This is a genomic window from Streptomyces sp. NBC_00236, assembly GCF_036195045.1.
Classification (GTDB): domain Bacteria; phylum Actinomycetota; class Actinomycetes; order Streptomycetales; family Streptomycetaceae; genus Streptomyces.
In genome coordinates, this window is the sequence record NZ_CP108100.1 from 5,318,311 (window position 1) to 5,343,020 (window position 24,710).

At 71.9% G+C, this 24,710-nt stretch carries 28 protein-coding genes; 13 read left to right on the forward strand and 15 right to left on the reverse strand.

Annotated elements, in window-relative coordinates; genetic code table 11:
* Positions 1-29 precede the first annotated feature (29 nt).
* The 3 genes from mmpB to OG446_RS24075 form a co-directional block, all read right to left on the reverse strand.
* Entirely contained in the window at positions 30-158 is a 129-nt protein-coding gene (mmpB, locus tag OG446_RS24065; RefSeq protein WP_261991678.1) for a morphogenic membrane protein MmpB, read from the reverse strand.
* A 72-nt stretch (positions 159-230) separates the two neighbouring features.
* Positions 231-437, reverse strand: a complete 207-nt coding sequence (locus OG446_RS24070; RefSeq protein ID WP_250968010.1) for an acyl-CoA carboxylase epsilon subunit — start codon at positions 435-437, stop codon at positions 231-233.
* Positions 438-451: 14 nt separating this feature from the next.
* Positions 452-2,035 (reverse strand): acyl-CoA carboxylase subunit beta, encoded by a 1,584-nt coding sequence (locus OG446_RS24075; RefSeq protein WP_328895972.1) that lies wholly within the window; start codon positions 2,033-2,035, stop codon positions 452-454.
* A 157-nt stretch (positions 2,036-2,192) separates the two neighbouring features.
* Here OG446_RS24075 and OG446_RS24080 point away from each other — a divergent pair, with 157 nt between their 5' ends.
* The 5 genes from OG446_RS24080 to hutH all read left to right on the forward strand — a co-directional run bounded on the left by OG446_RS24080 (position 2,193) and on the right by hutH (position 8,251).
* Positions 2,193-3,056, forward strand: a complete 864-nt coding sequence (locus tag OG446_RS24080; RefSeq protein WP_328895973.1) for a biotin--[acetyl-CoA-carboxylase] ligase — start codon at positions 2,193-2,195, stop codon at positions 3,054-3,056.
* A 180-nt stretch (positions 3,057-3,236) separates the two neighbouring features.
* Positions 3,237-4,406: an adenylate/guanylate cyclase domain-containing protein gene (locus tag OG446_RS24085; RefSeq protein WP_326658389.1), complete on the forward strand. Its 1,170-nt coding sequence runs from the start codon at positions 3,237-3,239 to the stop codon at positions 4,404-4,406.
* Between the two features lie 120 nt (positions 4,407-4,526).
* The gene (locus OG446_RS24090) at positions 4,527-5,339 is read left to right on the forward strand and encodes an enoyl-CoA hydratase/isomerase family protein (RefSeq protein WP_328895974.1); all 813 of its coding nucleotides are present in this window, start codon (positions 4,527-4,529) and stop codon (positions 5,337-5,339) included.
* Positions 5,340-5,435: 96 nt separating this feature from the next.
* Positions 5,436-6,656 (forward strand): GGDEF domain-containing protein, encoded by a 1,221-nt coding sequence (locus OG446_RS24095; protein WP_328895975.1) that lies wholly within the window; start codon positions 5,436-5,438, stop codon positions 6,654-6,656.
* Between the two features lie 35 nt (positions 6,657-6,691).
* Positions 6,692-8,251, forward strand: coding sequence for a histidine ammonia-lyase (gene hutH, locus OG446_RS24100; protein ID WP_328895976.1), 1,560 nt, complete (start codon positions 6,692-6,694; stop codon positions 8,249-8,251).
* Between the two features lie 62 nt (positions 8,252-8,313).
* Here hutH and OG446_RS24105 read toward each other — a convergent pair whose 3' ends face one another.
* Complete coding sequence (locus OG446_RS24105; RefSeq protein ID WP_328895977.1) at positions 8,314-8,601, reverse strand: LPXTG cell wall anchor domain-containing protein; 288 nt, start codon at positions 8,599-8,601, stop codon at positions 8,314-8,316.
* Positions 8,602-8,739: 138 nt separating this feature from the next.
* On the opposite strand from OG446_RS24105, the gene OG446_RS24110 reads away from it, so the two are divergent.
* The 4 genes from OG446_RS24110 to OG446_RS24125 all read left to right on the forward strand — a co-directional run bounded on the left by OG446_RS24110 (position 8,740) and on the right by OG446_RS24125 (position 13,157).
* A complete protein-coding gene (locus OG446_RS24110; protein ID WP_328895978.1) occupies positions 8,740-9,189 on the forward strand; it encodes a hypothetical protein in 450 nt (149 codons plus the stop codon).
* Between the two features lie 297 nt (positions 9,190-9,486).
* Complete coding sequence (locus tag OG446_RS24115; RefSeq protein ID WP_328895979.1) at positions 9,487-10,755, forward strand: L,D-transpeptidase; 1,269 nt, start codon at positions 9,487-9,489, stop codon at positions 10,753-10,755.
* A gap of 151 nt (positions 10,756-10,906) precedes the next feature.
* Positions 10,907-12,352: an ABC transporter permease gene (locus OG446_RS24120; protein WP_328895980.1), complete on the forward strand. Its 1,446-nt coding sequence runs from the start codon at positions 10,907-10,909 to the stop codon at positions 12,350-12,352.
* Positions 12,353-12,473: 121 nt separating this feature from the next.
* The gene (locus tag OG446_RS24125) at positions 12,474-13,157 is read left to right on the forward strand and encodes an ABC transporter ATP-binding protein (protein WP_328895981.1); all 684 of its coding nucleotides are present in this window, start codon (positions 12,474-12,476) and stop codon (positions 13,155-13,157) included.
* Between the two features lie 130 nt (positions 13,158-13,287).
* Here OG446_RS24125 and OG446_RS24130 read toward each other — a convergent pair whose 3' ends face one another.
* Positions 13,288-13,740, reverse strand: coding sequence for an RDD family protein (locus OG446_RS24130; protein WP_328898402.1), 453 nt, complete (start codon positions 13,738-13,740; stop codon positions 13,288-13,290).
* A 367-nt stretch (positions 13,741-14,107) separates the two neighbouring features.
* Between OG446_RS24130 and OG446_RS24135 the strand changes: the two genes are divergently transcribed.
* Together OG446_RS24135 and gdhA are read left to right on the forward strand one after the other, a co-directional pair.
* Positions 14,108-14,278, forward strand: a complete 171-nt coding sequence (locus OG446_RS24135) for a hypothetical protein (protein ID WP_328895982.1) — start codon at positions 14,108-14,110, stop codon at positions 14,276-14,278.
* 373 nt (positions 14,279-14,651) lie between these two features.
* Positions 14,652-16,025, forward strand: coding sequence for an NADP-specific glutamate dehydrogenase (gdhA, locus tag OG446_RS24140; protein ID WP_328895983.1), 1,374 nt, complete (start codon positions 14,652-14,654; stop codon positions 16,023-16,025).
* A 57-nt stretch (positions 16,026-16,082) separates the two neighbouring features.
* Here the strand turns inward: gdhA and OG446_RS24145 are convergent, their stop codons facing one another.
* The 4 genes from OG446_RS24145 to OG446_RS24160 form a co-directional block, all read right to left on the reverse strand.
* The gene (locus tag OG446_RS24145) at positions 16,083-16,484 is read right to left on the reverse strand and encodes a YrdB family protein (protein WP_328895984.1); all 402 of its coding nucleotides are present in this window, start codon (positions 16,482-16,484) and stop codon (positions 16,083-16,085) included.
* A 47-nt stretch (positions 16,485-16,531) separates the two neighbouring features.
* A complete protein-coding gene (gene msrA / locus OG446_RS24150; protein ID WP_328895985.1) occupies positions 16,532-17,197 on the reverse strand; it encodes a peptide-methionine (S)-S-oxide reductase MsrA in 666 nt (221 codons plus the stop codon).
* 74 nt (positions 17,198-17,271) lie between these two features.
* On the reverse strand, positions 17,272-17,394 hold the full coding sequence (locus OG446_RS24155) for a hypothetical protein (RefSeq protein WP_328895986.1): 123 nt from the start codon (positions 17,392-17,394) through the stop codon (positions 17,272-17,274).
* A 71-nt stretch (positions 17,395-17,465) separates the two neighbouring features.
* The gene (locus OG446_RS24160) at positions 17,466-18,569 is read right to left on the reverse strand and encodes a hypothetical protein (RefSeq protein WP_328895987.1); all 1,104 of its coding nucleotides are present in this window, start codon (positions 18,567-18,569) and stop codon (positions 17,466-17,468) included.
* Positions 18,570-18,637: 68 nt separating this feature from the next.
* On the opposite strand from OG446_RS24160, the gene OG446_RS24165 reads away from it, so the two are divergent.
* Complete coding sequence (locus OG446_RS24165) at positions 18,638-19,783, forward strand: cystathionine gamma-synthase (RefSeq protein ID WP_328895988.1); 1,146 nt, start codon at positions 18,638-18,640, stop codon at positions 19,781-19,783.
* A 151-nt stretch (positions 19,784-19,934) separates the two neighbouring features.
* On the opposite strand, the gene OG446_RS24170 is transcribed toward OG446_RS24165, so the two are convergent.
* The 6 genes from OG446_RS24170 to OG446_RS24195 all read right to left on the reverse strand — a co-directional run bounded on the left by OG446_RS24170 (position 19,935) and on the right by OG446_RS24195 (position 23,300).
* Complete coding sequence (locus OG446_RS24170) at positions 19,935-20,126, reverse strand: DUF1059 domain-containing protein (RefSeq protein ID WP_328895989.1); 192 nt, start codon at positions 20,124-20,126, stop codon at positions 19,935-19,937.
* Positions 20,127-20,220: 94 nt separating this feature from the next.
* Positions 20,221-21,366, reverse strand: a complete 1,146-nt coding sequence (locus OG446_RS24175) for an RNA polymerase sigma factor (protein WP_328898403.1) — start codon at positions 21,364-21,366, stop codon at positions 20,221-20,223.
* Positions 21,367-21,383: 17 nt separating this feature from the next.
* Complete coding sequence (locus tag OG446_RS24180; RefSeq protein ID WP_328895990.1) at positions 21,384-21,791, reverse strand: YciI family protein; 408 nt, start codon at positions 21,789-21,791, stop codon at positions 21,384-21,386.
* A 175-nt stretch (positions 21,792-21,966) separates the two neighbouring features.
* Positions 21,967-22,218: a hypothetical protein gene (locus OG446_RS24185; RefSeq protein WP_328895991.1), complete on the reverse strand. Its 252-nt coding sequence runs from the start codon at positions 22,216-22,218 to the stop codon at positions 21,967-21,969.
* Complete coding sequence (locus tag OG446_RS24190; RefSeq protein ID WP_328895992.1) at positions 22,215-22,709, reverse strand: sigma factor-like helix-turn-helix DNA-binding protein; 495 nt, start codon at positions 22,707-22,709, stop codon at positions 22,215-22,217. The genes OG446_RS24185 and OG446_RS24190 overlap by 4 nt, the downstream gene beginning before the upstream one ends.
* A gap of 60 nt (positions 22,710-22,769) precedes the next feature.
* Positions 22,770-23,300: a MarR family winged helix-turn-helix transcriptional regulator gene (locus OG446_RS24195; protein WP_328895993.1), complete on the reverse strand. Its 531-nt coding sequence runs from the start codon at positions 23,298-23,300 to the stop codon at positions 22,770-22,772.
* A 156-nt stretch (positions 23,301-23,456) separates the two neighbouring features.
* On the opposite strand from OG446_RS24195, the gene ilvA reads away from it, so the two are divergent.
* Positions 23,457-24,686 (forward strand): threonine ammonia-lyase, encoded by a 1,230-nt coding sequence (ilvA, locus tag OG446_RS24200; protein ID WP_328895994.1) that lies wholly within the window; start codon positions 23,457-23,459, stop codon positions 24,684-24,686.
* Positions 24,687-24,710: the final 24 nt, after the last annotated feature.

The following is a 24,710-nucleotide window of genomic DNA, read 5'->3' on the forward strand; positions in this document are numbered from 1 at the left end:
CTTCAAGGGCCGCACGGGCCCGAGGCCGGTCAGCGGGCGCCCAGGACGAACATCGCGATCACCATGGCCAGCGCGAGCACGAGGCCCGCGCGCCGGAGCATGTCCTGGGCGTCGCGCAGTTCCTTCGGCGGCTTGTTCTCGGGGTCGGACCACAGCATGATCCGATCCTGCGGTGCGGACCGTGGCGGCGCCTGAGTACGCGTACTCAACCGCCGCCACACGCGTCACTACTACCCGGGCCAGTACGTACGCGCCCAGGCGCGCGGTCCCGGCAGGTGACGGCCGCGCCGGGCCAGCCGGCCCGGGTCGGACCACTGCGCGGGCAGCTCCGGCGCACCGGACGACACGGCGGACGCCGCCGCGGCGCGCGCCTGCACCACCGCCAGAGCGGCGGCCAGCTCCTCCGGGGTCGGGTTGCCCCGTACGACCTTGATCATGGCCAGGACCCTTTCTAGAGGGGGATGTTGCCGTGCTTCTTCGGGGGCAGCGACTCCCGCTTGGTGCGCAGCTGCCGCAGGCCCTTGACCACCTGGGCCCGGGTCTCGTGCGGCATGATCACCGCGTCCACGTAGCCGCGCTCGGCCGCCACGTACGGGTTGAGGAGCGCGTCCTCGTAGTCCGCCATCAGCTCGGCACGGGTCGCGTCCTGATCCTCCGCGGCGGCGATCGTGCGGCGGTGCAGGATGTTGACGGCGCCCTGCGCGCCCATGACGGCGATCTGCGCGGTCGGCCAGGCGACGTTGATGTCGGCGCCCAGGTGCTTGGAGCCCATGACGTCGTACGCGCCGCCGAACGCCTTGCGGGTGATCACCGTGATCAGCGGGACGGTCGCCTCCGCGTACGCGTAGATCAGCTTGGCGCCGCGGCGGATGATGCCGCCGTACTCCTGGTCCACACCGGGCAGGAAGCCCGGGACGTCGACGAAGGTCAGCACGGGCACGTTGAAGGCGTCACACGTGCGGACGAACCGTGCGGCCTTCTCGCTCGCGTTGATGTCCAGGCAGCCGGCGAACTGCATCGGCTGATTGGCGACGATGCCGACCGGGTAACCCTCCACCCGGCCGAAGCCGGTGAGGATGTTCGGCGCGAACAGGGCCTGGGTCTCCAGGAATTCGCCGTCGTCCAGCACGTGCTCGATCGCGGTGTGCATGTCGTACGGCTGGTTCGCCGAGTCCGGGATGAGCGTGTCGAGTTCGCGGTCCTCGTCGCTGACCGCCAGGTCCGCCTCCTCCGGGAACGCCGGGGCCTCGGAGAGGTTGTTCGACGGCAGGTACGACAGCAGCGACTTGACGTACTCGATGGCGTCCTTCTCGTCGCCCGCCATGTGGTGCGCCACACCCGAGGTGGTGTTGTGCGTACGGGCGCCGCCCAGCTCCTCGAAGCCGACGTCCTCGCCGGTGACCGTCTTGATGACGTCGGGTCCGGTGATGAACATGTGCGAGGTCTGGTCGACCATGACCGTGAAGTCGGTGATCGCGGGGGAGTAGACCGCGCCGCCCGCGCACGGTCCGACGATCAGCGAGATCTGCGGGACCACGCCCGAGGCGTGCACGTTGCGGCGGAAGATCTCCGCGAAGAGGCCCAGCGCCGCGACACCCTCCTGGATGCGGGCGCCGCCGCCGTCGTTGATGCCGATGACCGGACAGCCGGTCTTCAGCGCGAAGTCCATCACCTTGACGATCTTCTCACCGTAGACCTCGCCGAGCGAGCCGCCGAAGATGGTGAAGTCCTGCGAGTACACACAGACGGGGCGGCCGTCGACCGTGCCGTACCCGGTGACGACGCCGTCCCCGTACGGCCGGTTCTTCTCGATGCCGAAGTTCGTCGAGCGGTGCCGGGCGAATTCGTCCAGCTCCACGAAGGAACCCTCGTCGAGCAGGAGGTCGACGCGCTCACGCGCGGTCAACTTGCCCTTCGCGTGCTGCTTTTCCACCGCGCGCGCGGAACCCGCGTGGGTCGCCTCGTCGATACGGCGCTGCAGGTCCGCGAGCTTGCCCGCGGTGGTGTGGATGTCGATCTCTACCGGCTCGGACATCGGGTGGCGGCTCCCTGCCTGGTCACGGGGACGACTGTGCTGCTGATCAGCGGATGGACGGCTGACGGCCCGCAGCGCTGTACGGCTACTGATCCGTAGCGTATCGGCGCGGATACCGTTCGGCAGTGCGTCGTTTGACACACCTAGGGTGGCTTGCATGACACCCTCGGATGCGCCACAGAGCCGTTGGTCGGACCTGGACCGGCCGCCCCTGAACGTTCCCGCGCTGCGCCGCGGACTGCTGCGGCCGGACGGGCTGTGGACCTCCCTCGACGTCGTCGACAGCACCGGTTCCACCAACTCCGACCTCGCGGGGCGTGCGGCCTCCCTCACCGAGGGTGCCGTCCTGGTCGCCGAGGAGCAGACCGCCGGGCGCGGCCGTCTGGACCGCACCTGGACCGCCCCGGCCCGCTCCGGCCTGTTCTTCTCGGTCTACCTGACGCCCGGCGCCGTCCCCGTCCAGCGCTGGGGCTGGCTGCCGCTGCTGGCCGGGGTCGCCGCGGCGACCGGCCTGGCGCGGTCGGCCGGCGTGGACACGGCACTGAAATGGCCCAACGACCTGCTGGTCACCGTCGAAGGGGAGGAGCGCAAGACGGGCGGCATCCTCGCCGAGCGGGCCGGTGACGGCGTCGTCATCGGCATCGGCCTCAACGTCTCCCTGCGCACCGACGAACTGCCCGCCCCCACCGCCGCCTCGCTCGCCCTCGCCGGAGCGGTCTCCACCGACCGGGAGACCCTGCTGCGGGGCGTACTGCGCTCCCTGGAGGAGTGGTACGGCCAGTGGCGGGCGGCCGACGGCGACGCGGCGGCGAGCGGCCTCCAGGAGGCCTACGCGGCGGGCTGCGCCACGCTCGGCCGGACGGTACGGGCCCAGCTGCCCGGCGACCGCACGCTCACCGGTGAGGCGGTGGCGATCGACGGGGACGGCCGGCTGGTCCTGTCCTCGGGCGACGGCCTGCGCGAACCGGTGTCGGCGGGCGACATCGTGCACCTGCGCGGCGCGGAGGGTGGACTGACCTGAGGCAGCCCAGGGCCTGTCGTGACGACGGGCCCTGGGAGAGGCACTGGTGAGCGGCACGCACGCCCCGACCCGTCGGGTAACGCCTCGACGACGTGAGGTAGGGCACACCTGCCGTATCGTTGAGGCGATCCACCGACAGATCGGCAGGGCAGTGCGCAGGGAACGGGCAGGAGGCGGCTGGTGACCGTCGGCGACACGACCTCCGGCGCGGGCGCGGAGCCCCCGTCGGACTCCTCGGTCCACGCGACACCGCATCACGACGTCGACCACACGGCCGAACCGACCGACGATCCTCTGGCGATCCGGCTGGAACAGCTGATCCTGGGTGCCGACCGGCGGTACACCCCGTTCCAGGCCGCCCGGACCGCGGGCGTCTCCATGGATCTGGCGTCCCGGTTCTGGCGGGCCATGGGGTTCGCCGACATCGGCCAGGCCAAGGCGCTGACCGAGGCCGACGTCCTGGCGCTGCGGCGGCTCTCCGGCCTCGTCGAGGCGGGGCTGCTCAGCGAGCCGATGGCGATCCAGGTGGCCCGGTCCACCGGGCAGACCACCGCCCGGCTGGCGGAATGGCAGATCGATTCGTTCCTGGAGGGCCTCACCGAGCCGCCCGAGCCCGGAATGACCCGCACCGAGGTCACGTACCCCCTGATCGAACTGCTGCTGCCGGAGCTGGAGGAGTTCCTGGTGTACGTGTGGCGGCGCCAGCTCGCCGCCGCCACCGGCCGGGTCGTGCAGGCGGCGGACGACGAGGAGATGGTCGACCGGCGCCTGGCCGTCGGCTTCGCCGACCTCGTCGGGTTCACCCGGCTGACCCGTCGGCTGGAGGAGGAGGAGCTCGGCGAACTCGTCGAGTCCTTCGAGACCACCTGTGCCGACCTCGTGGCCGCGCACGGCGGCCGGCTCATCAAGACCCTCGGCGACGAGGTGCTCTTCGCCGCCGACGACGCGGGCACCGCGTCCGAGATCGCGCTGCGCCTCATCGAGGCGATGACCCTGGACGAGACGATGCCGGCGCTGCGCGTCGGCATCGCGTTCGGCACCGTCACCACCCGGATGGGCGATGTCTTCGGCACCACGGTGAACCTCGCCAGCCGGCTGACGTCGATAGCGCCGAAGGACGCCGTCCTGGTGGACGGGGCGTTCGCCGAGGAGCTGACCCGGACCGGCGACGCCCCCGTCTCCGAGGCCCGGGCCGCGGAGGAGGCGGCCGCCGCCAAGGAGAGCGCGGACGGCGAGGAGCCGGCCCCCGTACCCAAGTACCGCTACGGGCTGCAGCCGATGTGGCAGCGCCCGGTGCGTGGCCTCGGCATCGTCGAACCGTGGCTGCTGGCCCGTCGCGGCACCTCCTGACGGCAGCCCCGGCCGCCCCCTGACGCCCCGCCCGGGCGGAGCTCTAGGATCCCTCCGGTAACGCTCGTCAGAGGCGCCGCCCCCAATGGCCGGACCCTCTTGACCGACAGGGGTGCAGCCATGACCGTCACGTCCGAGCAGCGGTTCGGGGAGTTCGTCGTCGTACGGGGCCACGAGGGGCTGGCACATGTCGCCGAGCTGGTCCTCGACCGGCCCAAGGCCATGAACGCGGTGTCCACGGACATGGCCCGCTCGATCGCCGCCGCCTGTGCCGCGCTCGCCGCCGACCCGGACGTCCGGGTCACCGTCCTCACCTCCAGCCACGAGCGGGCCTTCTGCGTGGGCGCTGACCTGAAGGAGCGCAACTCCTTCACGGACGCCGACCTGGTGCGTCAGCGGCCCACCGCACGCGCCGCCTACACCGGGGTGCTGGAACTGCCGATGCCGACGATCGCCGCGGTGCACGGCTTCGCGCTGGGCGGCGGGTTCGAGCTGGCTCTGTCCTGCGATCTGATCGTCGCCGACCCGACCGCCCTGGTCGGCCTGCCCGAGGTGTCGGTCGGCGTCATCCCGGGCGGCGGCGGCACCCAGCTGCTGCCGCGCAGGATCGGGGCGGCGCGCGCCGCGGAGCTGGTCTTCACCGCCCGCCGGGTGGAGGCGGCCGAGGCGCGGGAGCTGGGGCTGGTCGACGAGCTGGTCGCGGACGGACAGGACCGGACCGAGGCGCTGGCGCTCGCCGGCCGGATCGCGGCGAACTCCCCGGTGGGGCTGCGGGCGGCCAAGCGGGCACTGCGGCTCGGCCACGGGCTCGATCTGCGGGCCGGTCTGGAGGTCGAGGACTCCGCCTGGCGCTCGGTGGCCTTCTCCGGCGACCGGGCGGAGGGCGTGGCCGCGTTCAACGAGAAGCGGAAGCCGAACTGGCCCGGGGAGTGACCCGTCGGTGACTCCACGTGCTCGCGTCGCGACGCACCGTGCATGATTCAGGTCGCAAACTGATCAAATCATCGCAAACCTACATAAGCTGGGGCGATGGGTGGTGACGATGCGCGGCTGCGGGCCGTGGTTTCGCTTGCGCAGGCGATGGCGGCGGCGCACACCCCTCGGGGGTGCTGGCGGGCGGCGGCGCTGGGGGCGTGCGAGGCGCTGGGCGGCAGTTTCGCCGCGTTGTCGGTCTGGGAGCGCGGGCGCGGGCGGCTGCGGGTCCTGGTCAACGCGGGCGAGCGGGCGGACGGGGAGGAGGAGTTCCCCGACGAGGAGACGTACCCCGTGCACCAGTTCCCCGAGATCACCGAGTTCCTGCACGAGCGGTGGGCCGGGGGCGGTGAGCCGGACGCCTGGGTGGAGACCGCCGACGGCCCGGTGGAGCCGGAGCCCGAGCCGGGGGGCGCCGAGGTGTCGGGTGCGCACGGCTACCGGCGCGGCTACTGCCATCAGCGGGTGGCCGCGCTGCGCCGGCGCGGGCGTGGCTGCTGTGTCGTCGCGCCGATCGTGCTGCACGGGCGGGCCTGGGGCGAGCTCTATGTGGCGCGGCCGTCGGGGGAGCCGGTGTTCGACCGCCGGGACGCGGACTTCGCCACGGTGCTGGCCGCCGTCGTGGCCGCCGGGATCTCCCAGACGGAGCGCCTGGAGGAGGTGCGCAAGCTCGCCTTCACCGATCCGCTGACGGGCCTCGCCAACCGGCGGGCCGTCGACGTGCGGCTGGACGAGGCGGTGGAGCGGCACCGGGAGGACGGCTCGGTGGTGAGCCTGGTCGTCTGCGACCTCAACGGTCTCAAGCGGGTCAACGACACGCACGGGCATGCTGTCGGTGACCGTCTGCTGGAACGTTTCGGCTCCGTGCTGTCCCGGTGCGGGGCCATGCTGCCCGGAGCGCTCGCGGCCCGGCTCGGCGGGGACGAGTTCTGTCTGCTGTCCCTGGGGCCCGGGGCGGACGAGGTGATCGCGGTGGCCACGGAGCTCTGCGAGCGGGCCGCCGAGCTGGAGTTCGGCAACGGGGTCGCCTGCGGGATCGCGTCCACGGGGGACCCGATCGGCCCGGTGGTCTCCGCCCGGCGGCTCTTCCGGCTCGCGGACGCGGCCCAGTACCGGGCGAAGGCGGCCCGCTCCAGGAGGCCCGTGGTGGCGGGGCGCGACGGCGAGGTCATCCGGCTGGCCGACTCCCCGCCGAAGTCCGCCCACGACCGCCGCCGGCTGCGGGGAGCGGCTCCCGGGGCGACGGACGAGGTAAGGGGTCACCCCGAGGACCACTAGTGACATGAAGGGTTTCAATCCGTACGCTTCTGAATATGGATATGCATACAGTCGTGGTGGGGACGTCCGGTACCACCGCTCAGGACGTCATCGCCGTGGCCCGCGGCAACGCCCGTGTCGAGCTCTCCGCCGCCGCGGTGAGTGCCCTGGCCGCCGCCCGCGAGATCGTGGAAGCGCTCGCCGCCAAGCCCGAGCCGGTCTACGGCGTCTCCACCGGATTCGGCGCCCTGGCCAGCCGCCACATCAGCCCGGAGCTCCGCGCCCAGCTCCAGCGCAACATCGTCCGCTCGCACGCCGCCGGCATGGGCCCGCGGGTCGAGCGCGAGGTCGTCAGGGCACTGATGTTCCTCCGGCTGAAGACGGTCGCCTCCGGCCACACGGGCGTGCGGCCCGAGGTCGCGCAGACCATGGCCGACGTACTCAACGCCGGGATCACACCCGTCGTTCACGAGTACGGTTCCCTCGGCTGCTCCGGCGATCTGGCACCGCTCTCGCACTGCGCCCTGACCCTGATGGGTGAGGGTGACGCGGAGGGCCCCGACGGGACCGTCCGCCCGGCCGGCGAGCTCCTCACCGCCCACGGCATCACCCCGGTCGAGCTGCGCGAGAAGGAGGGCCTCGCCCTCCTCAACGGCACCGACGGCATGCTCGGCATGCTCGTGATGGCCCTCGCCGACCTGCGCAGCCTCTACACCTCGGCCGACATCACCGCGGCCCTCTCCCTGGAGGCGCTGCTCGGCACGGACAAGGTCCTCGCCCCCGAGCTGCACGCCATCCGCCCGCACCCCGGCCAGGGCGCCAGCGCCGACAACATGCTGCGGGTGCTGGCCGGTTCGGGCCTCACGGGGCGGCACGCCGAGGTCACAGGCGACGCGCCGCGCGTCCAGGACGCCTACTCCGTGCGCTGTGCGCCCCAGGTCAACGGCGCGGGCCGCGACACCCTCGCGTACGCCGCGACCGTCGCCGAGCGCGAACTGGCCTCGTCCGTCGACAACCCCGTCGTCCTTCCGGACGGCCGGGTCGAGTCCAACGGCAACTTCCACGGGGCGCCGGTCGCGTACGTCCTGGACTTTCTGGCGATCGTGGCGGCGGACCTCGGCTCGATCGCCGAGCGCCGCACCGACCGGCTGCTGGACAAGAACCGTTCGCACGGCCTGCCGCCGTTCCTCGCCGACGACGCGGGTGTCGACTCGGGCCTGATGATCGCCCAGTACACGCAGGCCGCCCTGGTCAGCGAGATGAAGCGGCTCGCCGTCCCGGCATCCGCCGACTCGATCCCGTCCTCCGCAATGCAGGAGGATCACGTCTCCATGGGCTGGTCGGCCGCGCGCAAGCTCCGTACCGCCGTCGACAACCTCGCCCGGATCGTGGCCGTCGAGCTGTACGCGGCGACCCGCGCCGTCGAACTGCGCGTCGCGCAGGGGCTGACCCCGGCCCCCGCCTCGCTCGCCGCCATCGAGGCGCTGCGGGCGGCGGGCGTCGAGGGCCCGGGGCCGGACCGCTTCCTGTCGCCGGACCTGGCCGCGGCGGACGCCTTCGTCCGGGCGGGCGGGCTCGTCGCGGCGGTCGAGCCGGTCACGGGGCCGCTGGCCTGACCGTGCGACCCGTACGGAAGCGGCCACCGGGCAGACCCGGTGGCCGCTTCCGTGCAGTCCGGTCACACGGCCGGCTGCGGACCTCCGCGACGGCCCGAGTAGGTCACGAAGCCCGCCCCGATGCCCAGGAACGCCATCCCGCCGATGAGGTACGGCGTCGTGTCGATGCCGGTCCCGGTATCGGCGAGCGAGCCGGTGTCCGTCTGCGGACCGGTGGCGCCGGCGCTGTGGCCGGCCGTGCCCGGGGCCGTGGCCGCATCGCCCGCGTTGGCGGACGGGACGAACCACAAGGCGCAGAGCAGCGTTCCCGCAGCGGTGGCGGTCAGGAGCGGGCGGCGGGTGATGGCCACGGAATCGATCCCCCTCGGGGCAGCCGTACGTGCGAGGGCATCCCGAATGCCGGGTTCCCTCAGGCCTGTTGCACCGATGCTAATGAACGCAGCGGGTCGCGGGAAAGCCATCGCGGCAGGCGGCTTACGCTCCGCTTCATGAGTACTTCTGAGTCATCACGATTCGTTCGCCTTCGTGTCGAAATGGTGTTGGAGATCACGGATGCCGAGGCCCTGAGCGGAACCGCCCTGGAAAGCCTCGCCGCCGAGTACGGCGAGCCCGGCGGGGAGTCCGCCGAGGAACGCACGCATGCCGAGACCGCGGTACGGGAAGACGGTGCGGAGGCCCTCGCCTCGCTGATCGATCCGTTCGACCTGGTCAGCGAGGTTCCCGGGGTCGAGCTGACCCAGGCCTCCTGGAGCAGCGAGAGCATCGACTACGACCCGGAGGACCCGGACGGATGGGACCTCGATGACGGCCAGGACGACGACGGCGACGACTACGTCGACGAGGAGGAGGAAGGGGGCGACGGCGACGGGAGCACTTCCGGCGTCCCGCACAATGGGGAGAAGGACGACCGGCGCGGCACCACGGAGCGGCGGGCCTAAGGGCCGTCCCGCAGGCGGAACACACCGGCCCCGGCACGCTTCGTCGGACCGGGGCCGGTGCGCGTGGGCGGCCGGTGGATCCGGACCGCGGACGTGCGGTACAACCGGGTCGTGCACCGGCTGGTACATAGGTGATGAACAGCGGGAACCACGGCTGTCACCACCGCGTCGATGAGTGGTGTTCCCCACATCTGGGACAGATATGGAACGGGACACCCGGCCAGGGTGTTCTTGGAGCATTGACGGGGTTTCGCCGGCCGACGGGTCGGCACGGGGTTTTCGGGGATTTCGGCAACGATGGAGAAGCGTGTGATGACGGACAGCAAACGGCGCAAGGGCCTCATGGCCGCGTCCGCACTGCTCGGCGGCGTGCTGGTGCTTACTGCCTGTAGCGACGGCGGGGACAGCGGCGCAAGCCCGGACAGCTCGAAGAAGTCACAGGCGGCCGAGGTCGACAAGGCGGCGGCCGAGGAGGCCTCCGAGGCGCAGATAGCGATCTCCCCGAAGAACGGTTCGACCAACGCGAGCATCAACAACGCCGCCAAGGTCTCCGTCACCAAGGGCAAGCTGACCGTCGTCACGATGACCACGGCGGCCGGCGAGAGCGTCAAGGGCACCCTGTCCGCCGACGGCACCAGCTGGAAGCCGGACGCGCAGCTGGAGCGTTCGACCACGTACAAGATCAACGCGACGGCGCAGGACTCGAAGGGCCGCGAGGCGCACGAGAACTCCTCCTTCACCACCGTGTCGCCCGCCAACAGCTTCATCGGGAACTTCACCCCCGAGGACGGCTCCACCGTCGGCGTCGGCATGCCCGTCTCGATCAACTTCAACAAGCCGATCACGGACCAGAAGGCGGTCCAGGCCGGCATCACCGTGACGTCCAGCAGCGGCCAGCAGGTCGCCGGTCACTGGTTCAACTCCCAGCGCCTGGACCTGCGCCCCGAGGACTACTGGACGGGCGGCTCCACCGTCACGCTGAAGCTGGCGCTGGACGGCGTCGAGGGCGCGGACGGCGTCTACGGCGTGCAGCAGAAGACGGTCACCTTCAAGGTCGGCCGCAACCAGGTGTCGACCGTGGACGCCAAGACGCACACGATGACCGTCACCCAGAACGGCAAGACGATCAAGACCATCCCGATCTCGGCCGGTTCGTCGGACAACCCGACGTACAACGGTCAGATGGTGATCTCCGAGAAGTTCAAGGAGACCCGGATGGACGGTTCGACGGTCGGCTTCACCGACGACGACGGCAAGGGTGAGTACGACATCAAGGACGTGCCGCACGCCATGCGGCTGTCCACGTCGGGCACCTTCATCCACGGCAACTACTGGGGCGCCAAGTCGATCTTCGGCAGCGCCAACACCAGCCACGGCTGCATCGGTCTCTCCGACACCAAGGGCGCCGGAGACCCCAACGAGCCGGCCGCCTGGTTCTACAACAACTCCATGATCGGCGACGTGGTCATCGTCAAGAACTCCCCGGACGCGACCATCAAGGCCGACAACGGCCTCAACGGCTGGAACCTCAGCTGGGCCGAGTGGACGGCGGGCTCCCAGGCCTGAGCCGGCCGCACCCCGCTCCGTACGCCGCAGGCGGCGGCTCCGCGATCCCCACGGATCCCGGGGCCGCCGCCTGCGGCGTTCCCGGGCCGTTCTCATCCCGCTCTCATCGTGGCCTTAACCCACCATCACAAGCGGTCCCTAGCCTCGCGCCATGTTCTTCACCTACCTCCGGCGCGAGCTGCGCCGCCGCAGAAAGGCGGCGCTCGTCGTCGCCTCGGGGCTCGCCCTCGGCATTGCGCTCGTCATCATCGTCAGCTCGGTCTCCTCGGGCATGAGCAAGGCCCAGGACAAGGTCCTGGAATCGCTGTACGGCCTCGGCACGGACATGACCGTCACCAAGGCCGCCGCAGCTCCGGGCTCCGGCACGGAGCGCCCCAAGTTCGAGTTCGACGCCAAGGACGGCGACGACGACGCGACGCAGAGCACCGACCGCGTCATGGTCCAGGGCTTCCAGAGCCTGGCCGCCACCACGGTCGGCCAGGTGGGCGAGCAGACCGGCGTCGCCGACGCCGTCGGCGGGCTGAGCCTGACCGTCATGAAGGTGGACGGCCAGTTCAGGCGCGGCGAGTTCAAGCAGGACGAGAGCGCCACGGCCGGGGGCGGCGGCCGCGGCGGCAGCACCCAGCCGCAGGGCGAGGTCCAGGGCGGCGGAGCCTCCTTCGACGTCAACTCCTACACCGTGTACGGCACCGACGTCACCAAGCAGGACCTCGGCCCGCTCACCTCCTCGAAGATCACCACCGGACGTACGTTCAAGACGACCGAGACCAACGCGAAGGTGGCCGTCGTCGACGCCGCGTACGCGAAGGAGAAGGAACTCTCGACCGGCAAGACGGTGACGATCCACGGGACCACGTTCTCGATCGTCGGCGTCTCGACGGCCGAGAGCGGTGACGCGGCCGCGAACCTGTACATCCCGCTCCAGCAGGCGCAGACCCTCGCCGACTCGAAGGACAAGGTCACCACGGTCTACGTCAAGGCCGCCGACTCGCAGCAGATCGACAGCGTCAAGGCCGCCATCCAGAAGAACATCACGGGCACCACGGTCACCACCTCCGCCGACCTCGCGGACACCGTGTCCGGTTCCCTGTCCACCGCGTCCGACCTGGCCTCCAGCGTCGGCAAGTGGCTCTCCATCGCCGTGCTCATCGCCGCCTTCCTGGTGGCCGGCCTCCTCACCTCCTCCGCGGTCAGCCGCCGCGTACGGGAGTTCGGCACGCTCAAGGCGCTCGGCTGGAGGAGCGGCCGGGTCACCCGCCAGGTCATCGGCGAGGCACTCGTCAACGGCCTGATGGGCGGCGTCCTCGGCATCGCGGTCGGCCTCGCCGGCGCCTACGCCGTCACCGCCGTCAGCCCCACCCTCACCGCCCAGCTCGGCTCCACCGGCGGCGGCGGGGGACGCGGCGGCGGCATGGGCGGCCCCGGCCGGCAGACCGCGTCCAAGGCGCTCGACATCGCGCTGACCGCGCCCGTCTCCCTCTCCGTCATCCTGATGGCCGTCGGCCTGGCCGTGGCGGGCGGGCTGATCGCGGGCGCCTTCGGCGGCTGGCGCGCCTCCCGGCTGCGCCCCGCCGACGCGCTGCGCCGCGTCGAGTAGCCCGCACGGGATGACCGGTGACCGGGCATCCCGTTCCCCGTCCCCAGCGATCCCCGGTCCACGGGCGACCCCCGAGGCGGTCGCCCGGGATCCGCGATCACCGCCCAGCAGGAGCTGAACCATGTACACGCTTCAAGGCGTCACCAAGCAGTACACACGCGGCAAGTCCACCGTCCACGCGCTCGCCGGCGTCGACCTGACCATCGAGGACGGCGGCCGCCTGGTCATCCAGGGCCCGACCGGCGGCGGCAAGTCCACGCTGCTGCAGATGCTCGGCGGCCTGGACCGCCCCACCGCCGGCAGCGTCGAGCTCGACGGGGTGGACCTCGCGAAGCTCAGCGAGGCCAAGCTCACCAAGGTGCGCGCCGAGAACATCGGCTTCGTCTTCCAGAGCTTCAACCTCATCCCCACGCTCACCGCCCAGGAGAACGTCGAGACCGCCCTCGTCCCGCTCGGCGTCAAGACGTCCGAGCGCCGCAGAAGAGCGGCCGAGGCACTCGACTCGTTCGGGCTCGGCGAACGCCTCACCCATCTCCCCGGCGAGATGTCCGGCGGCCAGCAGCAGCGCGTCGCGATCGCCAGGGCCCTGGTCAAGCAGCCCAAGGTGCTGCTCGCCGACGAGCCCACCGGCAACCTCGACGAGTCCATGCGCGACGAGATCATGGAGGTGCTGGAGACCCTGTGGAAGGAGCACGGGCTCACCTTCATCATGGTCACCCACGACAGCGCGATCGCCCGCAGGGCCCCGCGCCTGGCGACCATCCGCAAGGGCAGGGTCACCATCACGGAGAACGCCGCGGCCTGACCCGGCGACACCCGACCGCCCGGCCGGCGGACCCGACCCGCACGACGGGATCCGCCGGCCCGTGGGCACACGGGCCACCGGGCGGCCGGCGATCCGCCGGCCCGGCAACGCGCAGGCCACCCGGCAGCCCTCAGCCGGTCCGCCCGGCCACGGCCCTGCGGTGCGCCACCAGATCGGTGCGGCGGACCTGGCGCAGGCCGGCCGGGTCGTTGTACGCGACGCCCTCCCCGCAGGCCGTTCGCGGACCGGGGCCGCCCCGGGCCAGCCGGGCGCGCAGCCCGTACCAGGGCTGCAGCGGCAGCCAGCACAGCCCGTACAGCCAGCGCCGCACCAGGCGTACGGGGCCCGGACGGCCCACGTCCGGCAGGCTCACCACCCGTATCCCCATGATCAGTTTTCCCGCTCCGGCACCCGCGACCGCGGTGAGCACCACCTGGTTGAGGAACGAGAGGACCAGCACCGGCCCGATCAGCAGCCCGACGACCTGGGGAAAGGACGCCGAGTCCGCGTACGGCCGGACGAGTAACCCGCCGGCGACCAGGCAGAGGTAGCAGTCGAGCCCCACGGCGAGATACCGGCGCACCTCACCGGCCCGGGGCGGCGTCCCCGGCGCGGGCCGCTCCGACCCCCCGGGGACGTACGGAGGCCCCGGCTGCCGGTATCCGAGCAGCGGTCCTGCGGTCAACGGCCTTTGCCTGTAAGGAGTATGGGGATCGCGGCCCTTGCGGTTCCCCCGTGATGTCGTCATGACGGAATCATGTCTGATAGCCCGTCACCGCGGGCCCGGACCGCACACCTGCGGGCATCGCGGCCGGCGGCGCGTGGTGTAGCCCGCTACACCACCGGTCCGGGAGTCCGGCCCCTCGTACCGGCGTCCGTCCGTCGCGAAGATGGGGGACACGGCCGGGCAGCTGCCCGGCACGACCGCCCGACCTCTCCTGGAGGAACCCGTGAAGCAGCTGCTCCGGACCGTGCTCCTCGTCGCACTCGTCGCGAACGTCTCGCTGAACTTCCTGGTGGAACAGGAAGGACCGAACATTGCCCTGAGCGTGGTCTCGGGCGTGGTCGTGCTCGCGTCGGCGGCAGGCCTGTGGATGCTGCGCGGCCCGCGCGAGAGCTGACGCGGACGGATGCCGCACGGCCGCGCAGAACCGACGGCCGGCCTCACAGTCACCCGTGCGGCGTTGTGAGGTTCACCACTTCGGATGGAGTGCGCCGCGGCCGCAACCCGGCAGATTCTCCCCGGAACCGGCCTGGGTCCGGGCGGCGGCGGCCTTCCCGTGCACGGCGCGCCAGGATCATCATGTGGATGCCCGTGGAGCATCCCGCCGCCCCACTGGGACACTCGATACGCCACAACGGTCCTGTACGTCGCTTTCGTGAGCACGGTATGCGTGATGTCGGGCGACGCCCTCAACGGCGAGGGGGGACCTGGTGCCCCTCGGGACGGGGGCACCTTCGCGCATGAGCCGACCCATGGAAGGTCTTGATCAGATGACGGCCACCCCTGACTCCGCAACGCCGCCCGCCGCCCACCGCGTCATCGAGCCGCTGTACGCGGAGATCCTCCGCCGCAACCAGGGCGAGAAGGAGTTCCACCAGGCCGTACGGGAGGTCCTGGAGACGCTCGGCCCGGTGCTGGTCCAGCGGCCGGAGTTCGTGGACGCCCGGATCATCGAGCGCATATGCGAGCCGGAGCGCCAGCTCATCTTCCGGGTGCCGTGGTCGGACGACTCCGGCGACATCCACGTCAACCGCGGATTCCGGGTCGAGTTCTCCAGCTCGCTGGGCCCGTACAAGGGCGGGCTGCGCTTCCACCCCTCGGTCAACCTCGGCATCGTGAAGTTCCTCGGCTTCGAGCAGATCTTCAAGAACGCCCTGACCGGCATGCCCATCGGCGGCGGCAAGGGCGGCTCCGACTTCGACCCGAAGGGCCGCTCGGACGCCGAGATCATGCGGTTCTGCCAGTCGTTCATGACGGAGCTGCACCGCCACCTCGGCGAGTACACCGACGTCCCCGCCGGTGACATCGGTGTGGGCGGCCGCGAGATCGGCTATCTCTTCGGCCAGTACAAGCGGATCACCAACCGCTACGAGTCCGGCGTCCTCACCGGAAAGGGCCTCGGCTGGGGCGGCGCCCTGGTGCGTACGGAGGCGACGGGATACGGCTGTGTCATGTTCACCGCCGAAATGCTCCGCAGCCGCGGCGAGTCCCTCGACGGCCAGCGCATCGCCGTCTCGGGCTCGGGCAACGTCGCGATCTACGCCATCGAGAAGGCCCAGCAGCTCGGTGCCACGGTGGTGACCTGCTCCGACTCCGACGGCTACGTCGTGGACGAGAAGGGCATCGACCTCGCCCTGCTCAAGGAGATCAAGGAGGCCGGCCGCGGCCGCGTCTCCGAGTACGCCGAACGCCGGCCCGAGGCCGTCTTCGTGCCCGGCACCGGCGTCTGGAACGTGCCCTGCGACGTGGCGCTGCCCTGCGCCACGCAGAACGAACTCCACGAGGCCGACGCGCTGGCCCTCGTACGCAACGGCGTGAAGGCGGTCGCCGAGGGCGCCAACATGCCCACCACCCCCGAGGCCGTCCGCGTGTTCCAGGAGGCCGGCGTGGCCTTCGCGCCCGGCAAGGCGGCCAACGCGGGCGGCGTGGCCACCAGCGCCCTGGAGATGCAGCAGAACGCCTCGCGCGACTCCTGGACCTTCGCCCACACGGAGGAGCGGCTCGCGGAGATCATGCGCCACATCCACGACTCCTGCTACGCCACGGCGGAGCGTTACGGCAGCCCCGGCAACTACGTGGTCGGCGCGAACATCGCCGGCTTCGAGCTGGTGGCGGACGCGATGCTGGCGCAGGGCCTGATCTGACCGGATCCCCGGCGCACCGAGACCGGCCCGGGACGCGGAAGCGTCCCGGGCCGGTCTCTACTCCGCGGGCTGCGGCCCGCGCCGGAACGTCTCGGCCAGCCCCGTGTTCACCACGACCGCGACGGCCATGACCAGGGCCGCCGTCGGGTGCCCCACCTCGTACAGCGCGAAGGCGCCGCCGCCGAGCACCACCGCCTTGACGGCGAGCACGCCGGGCAGCGGCAGACGGATCCGGGCACGGGGTGCGGCGAACAGGGCCCACAGGGCGATGGCCAGGGCCAGGAGCGCTGTTCCCAGCAGGAGTTGGACCGCCAGGCCCTCGCCGAGAGTGAGCCCCCACCAGAACAGGCAGGCCAGCGCCACCACTTCGAGGACGAACGCCAGGAACTCGTTGACCGCCCACCACGGGCGGCCCTTCAGCGAAGGGATCGCCGGTCCGTCCGTACGGTTGTCATGCATGGTGCCCCCACCCCTCGACTCTCACGTCCGGGGTGAGGGTATCCGGCTCAGTTACCGGCCGGGGCCACACCGATCGGGCAGGAGACACCGGTGCCGCCGATCCCGCAGTAGCCGGCGGGGTTCTTGTCGAGGTACTGCTGGTGCGCGGGCTCCGCGGGCCAGAAGGTCCGGCCCTCGGCGGGCAGGATCTCCGTGCTGATCTCGCCGTAGCCGGAGCCCGTGAGGACCTTCTGGTACGCCTCGCGGGAGGCCGCCACGGCCGCCGCCTGCTCGGGGGAGTGGGTGTAGACCGCGGAGCGGTACTGCGTGCCCACGTCGTTGCCCTGGCGGAAGCCCTGGGTCGGGTCGTGGGACTCCCAGAAGACCTTCAGGAGCTGGGCGTACGTGACGGTCTTCGGGTCGTACACGACGCGGACCGCCTCCGTGTGGCCGGTCAGGCCGGAGCAGACCTCCTCGTACGCGGGGTTCTCCGTGTAGCCGCCCTGGTAGCCGACGAGCGTCGTCCAGACGCCGTCCGTCTCCCAGAACTTCCGCTCGGCGCCCCAGAAACAGCCCATCGCGAAGTCCGCGACCTCCAGGCCCTCCGGGTACGGGCCCAGCAGGGCGTTGCCCAGGACCGTGTGCCGGGACGGGACGGTGAATTCCGGGGTGGCGCGGCCGCGCAGGGCCTCCTCCGGTGTGGGGAGCTGCGGGGTGCGGCGGTGCAGGAACATACGGGGGCTCCTCCTGGATCGGTGTGCTGTCCGTACAACGTCCCGGGAGGCCCGCGGATTCCGGGACCCCGCGGTCAGCGCCGGGGCGTGCCGTCCCCGGACTCGAAGGTCTCGGCGTACTCGGCGGCCCGCTTGCGGGCCCTGAGCCAGAAGTACACGCCGAGGCCGATCAGGATCAGGGGTATCAGTCGTGCCACGGGAACACCGGTCCTTGTCGTGGGGTCGGCCGCTGCTTCGCGGTATCGGTACGTCCACGGTCGCACAAGGGCTACCGCGACAGCGTCGCCGGGCTGCCGCCGTTCGCCTCGTAGCCTGCCACCGCCAGGGCCCGGTACACGGTGTACTCGGCGGCCGGGTCGGAGTTCTCCGTCCACGGCAGCGCGCCCACGTGCCCGTCGATGCGGACCAGCTGGTTCATCGCCTCGGACCAGCGCTCCATCCGGACCAGGAACAGCACCAGGAGATGACGGACGTGCGCGAGCATCGGGTCGTCGGCACGGGCCGCGTGGACCGCGAACATCGCACCCTCGACTGCCCTGGTCACCACCTGGCTCCGGTAGAACCCCTGCACCAGATTGACCTCGGGCAGGTGCTCGTACACCGCGAACAGCGGCAGTGCGGCCAGCAACGAGCCCTGCGGGGCGCGGGCGGCCGCGGCGGTCGCGAAGCGGTCGGCCTCCTCGCGGGAGCCGTGCCACTTCTCGCACCAGAAGTGCAGCGCCGCGATGTGCGCGCCCATGTGGGCCGGCGCCCGGTCGATGATCTTCGCCCAGAGCTGGTCGAACTCCTCGTGGGAGTACCCCAGTCCGCGGGCCACGGCCAGCTCCACGAGGTACGGCACCGGGTCGCCCGGCGCCAGCAGGGCCGCCTCGCCGACCACGGTACGGGCCTCCTCCAGGATGATCCGGAAGTCGTCCGTACCGGCCGTCGACGAACGCCACGCCTGCTGCACCAGGAACTCCGCGTGCACGGCCGCGCCGCCCGCGTCCTTCGGCGCCTCGGCCCGCCACTTGCGCAGCCACGCCCCGCCGACGCCCGGCCGCTGCATCAGCTCAAGCGAAGCGGCCCCGGCGAAGGCCTGCACCCGCTGCCAGCGCACCTCGCCGTCCTTCGGTGTACCGGACAGCAGCTGGGACGCCGCCCGCCACTCCTGGGTGTGCTGGACGACATCGAGCACGTCGAGGAGATCCTGGTCGGGGCCCGGCATCCGGATGTCCAGCTCCTCCTGACGCACGAAGCCGTAGGTGTCCGGGTCGGCGGCGTCCGGGGAACCGGGCGCCACCTGACGGATACCACCGCGACGCCGCAGCACGAAGGGGCCGACGACCGCGGCGAGCATGCACAGCGCGAACAGGAACCACAGAATCTCCATGCCCCCATTGTCACCGGACGGCCCGGTGCTCCGTGAGTGGCCTCGGCGGCGGACTACGCTCGGGGCCCATGAGCGACCAGCACAGCTTCGAGACTCTCGCGATCCACGCGGGAAACACCGCCGATCCCCTCACCGGCGCCGTTGTACCGCCCATTTACCAGGTCTCCACGTACAAGCAGGACGGCGTGGGCGGGCTGCGCGGCGGCTACGAGTACAGCCGCAGCGCCAACCCGACCCGCACGGCGCTGGAGGAGAACCTCGCGGCCCTGGAGGGCGGCCGCCGGGGACTCGCCTTCGCGTCCGGCCTCGCCGCCGAGGACTGCCTGCTCCGTACGCTGCTGACCCCCGGCGACCACGTGGTCATCCCGAACGACGCCTACGGCGGCACGTTCCGGCTGTTCGCGAAGGTCGCCTCGCGCTGGGGCGTGGAGTTCTCCGTCGCCGACACCTCGGACGTGGCGGCGGTCCGGGCCGCGATCACCCCGCGCACCAAGGCGATCTGGGTGGAGACCCCGTCCAACCCGCTGCTCGGCATCACCGACATCGCGGCCGTCGCCGGTGTCGCCCGTGCCGCCGGCGCACGGCTGGTCGTCGACAACACCTTCGCCAGCCCCTACCTCCAGCAGCCCCTCGCCCTCGGCGCCGATGTCGTGGTCCACTCCACGACCAAGTACATGGGCGGCCACTCGGACGTCGTCGGCGGCGCACTGATCGTCAACGACCCCGACCTGTCCGAGGAGTTGGCGTACCACCAGAACGCGATGGGCGCCGTCGCCGGGCCGTTCGACGCCTGGCTGGTGCTGCGCGGCATCAAGACCCTCGCCGTCCGGATGGACCGGCACAGCGAGAACGCCACCAAGGTCGCCGACCTGCTGACCCGCCACCCCAAGGTCACCCAGGTCCTCTACCCCGGACTGCCCGAGCACCAAGGGCACGAGATCGCCGCCAAGCAGATGAAGGCGTTCGGCGGGATGGTGTCCTTCCGCGTCGCGGGCGGCGAGGAAGCGGCCGTCGAGGTCTGCAACCGCGCGAAGCTCTTCACGCTCGGTGAGTCGCTCGGCGGCGTCGAGTCGCTGCTGGAGCACCCGGGCCGGATGACGCACGCCTCCGCCGCCGGCTCCCCGCTGGAGGTCCCGGCCGACCTGGTGCGGCTCTCCGTCGGCATCGAGAACGGCGACGACCTGCTGGCCGACCTGACGCAGGCGCTCGGCTAGGACCTTCCGTTCGGATCAGGCCGGACCACGGAGCGGGGTCCGGTGCGCGTGCCGGGGCCCGCGCGCCCGGCATGATCCAGACGAGAGGCCCGAGGACCGTGCAGGCGTGGGCGGGGCCGGTCCCACCGGCCCCGCCCCGGTGCGGTCTCCCTCAGGCCGAGACCTTCTCGTCCTCCAGCGAGGCCCTGACCTGCTCCCTCAGCTCGGGACTGTCCGTGTGCTCATGGACCGAGATCGCGTGCTCGGTCGCGGCCCGCACGACTTCCTCCTCCTCGCCGGAGATGGTCAGCGAGCAGTTCGACACGCTCGGATACTTGCGGCAGTCGGCGATCTTCCTGGTCATCACAGCCTCCTCGGCCGATGCTCCTCCAGGATAGATCGGGCAGCCCCGTGCGAACCCGTCAGCGACCTCGGCGGGCATTGATCCGTGCGACCCGTCAGCGACCTCGGCGGGCATTGATCCGGGCGGCCTGGCGCGTCAGATGGGCGCGCTCGGCGAGGTTGGGGGCCTGATGGGCCGCCTCCGCGTACAGCCGTGCCGCCTTCTCCGGATCGCCGTCGCGCTCGTGGAGGTACGCCGCCACCGCGGTGTGGCGGGGGAGCGAGGCGTCCAGCGCCGCGAGCGCCGCCAGGCCCGCGCGCGGCCCGTCCGCCTCCCCGACCGCGACCGCGCGGTTGAGCCGGACGACCGGACTGTCGGTCAGGCGCGCGAGCTCGTCGTACCACTCGACGATCTGCACCCAGTCGGTCTCCTCGGCAACGGGCGCGTCCGCATGGAGCGCCGCGATGGCGGCCTGCGCCTGGAACTCGCCGAGCCGGTCGCGGGCGAGGGCCGCCTGCAGGATCCCGACGCCCTCGGCGATCGACGCGGTGTCCCACCTGCCGCGGTCCTGCTCGGCCAGCGGGACCAGGCTGCCGTCGGACGCGGTCCGGGCGGCGCGCCGGGCATGGTGGAGCAGCATGAGGGCGAGCAGCCCCGCCACCTCGGGGTGGTCGACGGCGGCCGCGACCTGCCGGGTGAGACGGATGGCCTCGGCGGCCAGGTCGACGTCGCCGGAGTAGCCCTCGTTGAAGACCAGGTACAGGACGCGCAGCACGGTGGCGACATCGCCCGGCCGGTCGAACCGCACGCCGGAGACGGTGCGCTTGGCCCGGCTGATGCGCTGCGCCATGGTCGCCTCGGGCACCAGGTAGGCCGCGGCGATCTGGCGCGTGGTGAGCCCGCCGACCGCCCGCAGCGTGAGCGCGACCGCCGACGCCGGGGTCAGCGACGGGTGCGCGCACAGGAAGTAGAGCTGGAGCGTGTCGTCCCCCGCGGGGGTCGGCCCGGGCACCGGCTCCTCCTCGACCCGGTCCTCACGGCGCCGGCGCGCCGTGTCGGCGCGCGTCGCGTCGAGGAACTTGCGCCACGCCACGGTGATCAGCCAGCCCTTGGCATCCCGCGGAGGGTCGGCCTCCCAGACCCGGAGCGCCTCGACCAGGGCGTCCTGCACCGCGTCCTCGGCCGCCGCGAAATCAGCTCCGCGGCGGACGAGGACGGCGAGCACGCCCGGGGTGAGGCTCCTGAGCAGGACCTCGTCGATCCGGTTCATCCGAGAGGTCACTCCGTGATGGTCGGGGCCTCGGTCAGGAACGGGCGCAGCTCCAGCCACTCGTGGATCGGCCTGCCGCCCGCGCCGGGGGCTGCCGACAGTTCCCCGGTCAGCTCGACGGCGCGCTCGTAGCTGTCGACGTCGATGATCATCCAGCCGGCGATGAGGTCCTTGGTCTCGGCGAAGGGTCCGTCGGTGACCGGCGGCCGACCCTCTCCGTCGTAGCGGACCCACGCTCCCTCGGGAGCGAGCGCCTGGCCGTCGACGAACTCACCGGTCTTCTCCAGCCGGGCCGCGAAGTCGTTCATGTACTGGATGTGGGCCGAGACCTCCTCCGGCGTCCACTGGTCCATGCGCACGTCGTTGACCGGTGCCGGGGCGCCGCGGTAGTGCTTCAGCAACAGGTACTTGGCCATGACGGTTCTCCTTGGTGCTCGTGCGGCCCTCTGTGGTCGCGTTCACCCCCGGGACGGAGCCGGTCGCGGGTTCTCGACACGGCCGCCCGGATTTTCCCGAGATGATTTCCGAGACGTTCTCCGACTGCGCCGACGAGCGTAGAGGAGCCGTCCCGCGATGTCCGGGTCCGACGCTCTACCAGCCGTCCAGCGGCGGTGTCGTCCCGGCGGGCGGCGCCTGCCAGGGCTGGGCCATCACCGCCCACACCGTGAACGCCACGACCGCCGCTGCCGCCGTCGCCAGCCCCAGCCGGCGCAGCCACCGCCGGCGGTGCAAGAGCCGGGCACCGCGCCGCGCCGCCCGCGCCGGCAGTCCCGCGGGCACGTGCGGACGGGAGGTCTCCAGCATCCGCCGGACCTCGTCCTCGTTGCGCCGGACCCCGCTCACGGCGCGGCCCGCAACTGCCGGGTGCGACCCCATCGCGCCGTCGGGCTCCGGGTGCCGCGCATCGTGGCCACCGAGCGGTCGCAGACGGTGCGGATCCGCTCCTGCGCCATCCCGAGCAGTGCCGACGCCTGCTCCTCCGGGACACCTTCGTACAGACGCAGCACGAGAACCAGCCGCTCCTGCGGGGTCAGCCGGTCCAGCAGCCCGCCGCGCGGACGGCGATGCCGCCACGCCTGACGGGCGAACCGGACGGCCAGATCCTGCCGGGTGCGGACGTACGGATCCTCGCCGTGCAGCTGGTCCCAGTCCGCGTACGTCCGGGCCAGCGCGGCCGTCAGAAGCCGCTGCGCGCGCTCTCCGGCGCCGGGCGGGTCCACCGGTTCGGCCGTGAGCAGGGTCGCGACGTGCAACAGCCGGCCCGCCGCGCCCGCCACGAAGGCCTCGAACTCCTGGGCGCGGCGCCGCTGTCGGTTCGCGTGACGCTCTCGCACGAGGTCAATCGGAGCGCTCCGCGGGCCCCGGGTCAACCCCCGGGAGCCCGGCGGCCCGCGCTATCCCGCAGGCGGGGCCTGGTGCGAGGCCTGCCGCGCGGCCAGGGCCGCGTTGAACCGGGTGAGCAGTGCGCAGAACGTGTCCCGCTCGTCCTCGGACCACTCGTCCGTCACCTGCGACATCAGCTCGCGCCGGGAGGAGCGGACCTCGTCCAGCCGGGCCTGTCCGCGCGGCGACAGCTGGAGCACGACCGCGCGGCCGTCCTCCGGGTGCGAGGTGCGCTTGACCAGACCGGTGTCCACGAGCGGTGCGACCTGCCGGGTCACGGTCGACGAATCGATCCCCATCCCGGCGGCCAGCGCCTTGACGCCCATGGGGCCTTCCCGGTCCAGCCGGTTGAGCAGCAGATACGCGGCGCGGTCCATGGAGTTGCGCACCTGGCCGACGCCGCCGAGGCGGGTCTGCTCGGCGCGCCGGGCGAAGACCGCGACCTGGTGCTGCAGAGCGTCGAGGAGGTGGTCGTGACCCGGGTTCTCCGGGGCGGCGCCCCCGGAAGGAGACGCGGCAGTCGTCATGTCCTGAGGGGGCATGGCCGGGGGCTCTCTTCGTGCGGTGTCGGATGGGTGGGGGACAGAGTACGCGGCCCCGGGGCAACGCGTACCAGTGCCGCACAAACCTGCGGACATCGACGCAGGACGGGTCCGTCCGCGGCGGCCGCAACCCCTTTCAGCTGCAAGACTTGCGGTATGAACTTCCCGCCGCCCACCCGATTTCCCCCGCTGATCCTCGATGACGTCCGGGGTGCGCAGAAGATGCTCTCCGGCGTCTCCCGGGTCACGCCGCTGGAAGGCAGCCGCCATCTGTCCGCGCTGGTGGGCGCACCCGTCCAGTTCAAGTGCGAGAACCTGCAGCGGACCGGCTCGTTCAAACTGCGGGGCGCGTACGTACGCATCTCCGGCCTTTCCCCCGTCGAACGGGCCGCCGGTGTCGTCGCCGCGAGCGCCGGAAACCATGCGCAGGGTGTAGCGCTCGCGTCTGCACTGCTCGGCGTACGGTCAACGGTCTTCATGCCGGTCGGCGCACCACTGCCCAAGATCGCCGCGACCCGTGAGTACGGAGCCGAGGTGCGGCTGCACGGCCATGTCGTCGACGAGACGCTGGCCGCCGCGCAGGAGTACGCGCAGGAGACCGGCGCGGTCTTCATCCACCCCTTCGACCACCCGGACATCATCGCGGGCCAGGGCACGGTGGGCCTGGAGATCCTGGAGCAGTGCCCCGAGGTCCGGACGATCGTCGTCGGCATCGGCGGCGGCGGTCTCGCGGCGGGCATCGCCGTGGCGGTGAAGGCGATCCGGCCCGACGTGCGGATCATCGGCGTGCAGGCGGCCGGGGCGGCCTGCTACCCGCCGTCGCTGGCCGCCGGCCACCCCGTGTCGATCGGCTCGCTCCAGACGATGGCGGACGGCATCAAGGTGGGACGCCCCGGCGACGTGCCGTTCGGCCTGGTCCAGGAGCTGGTCGACGAAGTCCGTACGGTCTCCGAGGACGAGCTGTCCAGCGCCCTGCTGCTCTGCCTGGAACGGGCGAAGATGGTGGTGGAACCGGCCGGTGCGAGCCCGGTGGCCGCGCTGCTCAGCGACCCGAAGTCGTTCCGCGGACCGGCGGTGGCGCTGCTGTCCGGCGGCAACGTGGACCCGCTGCTGATGCAGCGCATCCTGACCCACGGCATGTCGGCGGCCGGCCGCTACCTGAGCCTGCGGCTGCGTCTGACGGACCGCCCCGGCGCGCTGGCGACCATGCTGGGCGTGCTCACGGTGGCCGACGCCAACGTCCTGGACGTCAGCCATGTGCGGACCGACCCCCGGCTCGGACTCACCGAGGCCGAGGTGGAACTGCACCTGGAGACCAAGGGCCCCGAACACTGCGAAGAGGTCGCGGCGGCACTGCGCGGGGCGGGCTATCTCGTGATGGCCTGACCTCTTGCCGGTCGCGATGTATCG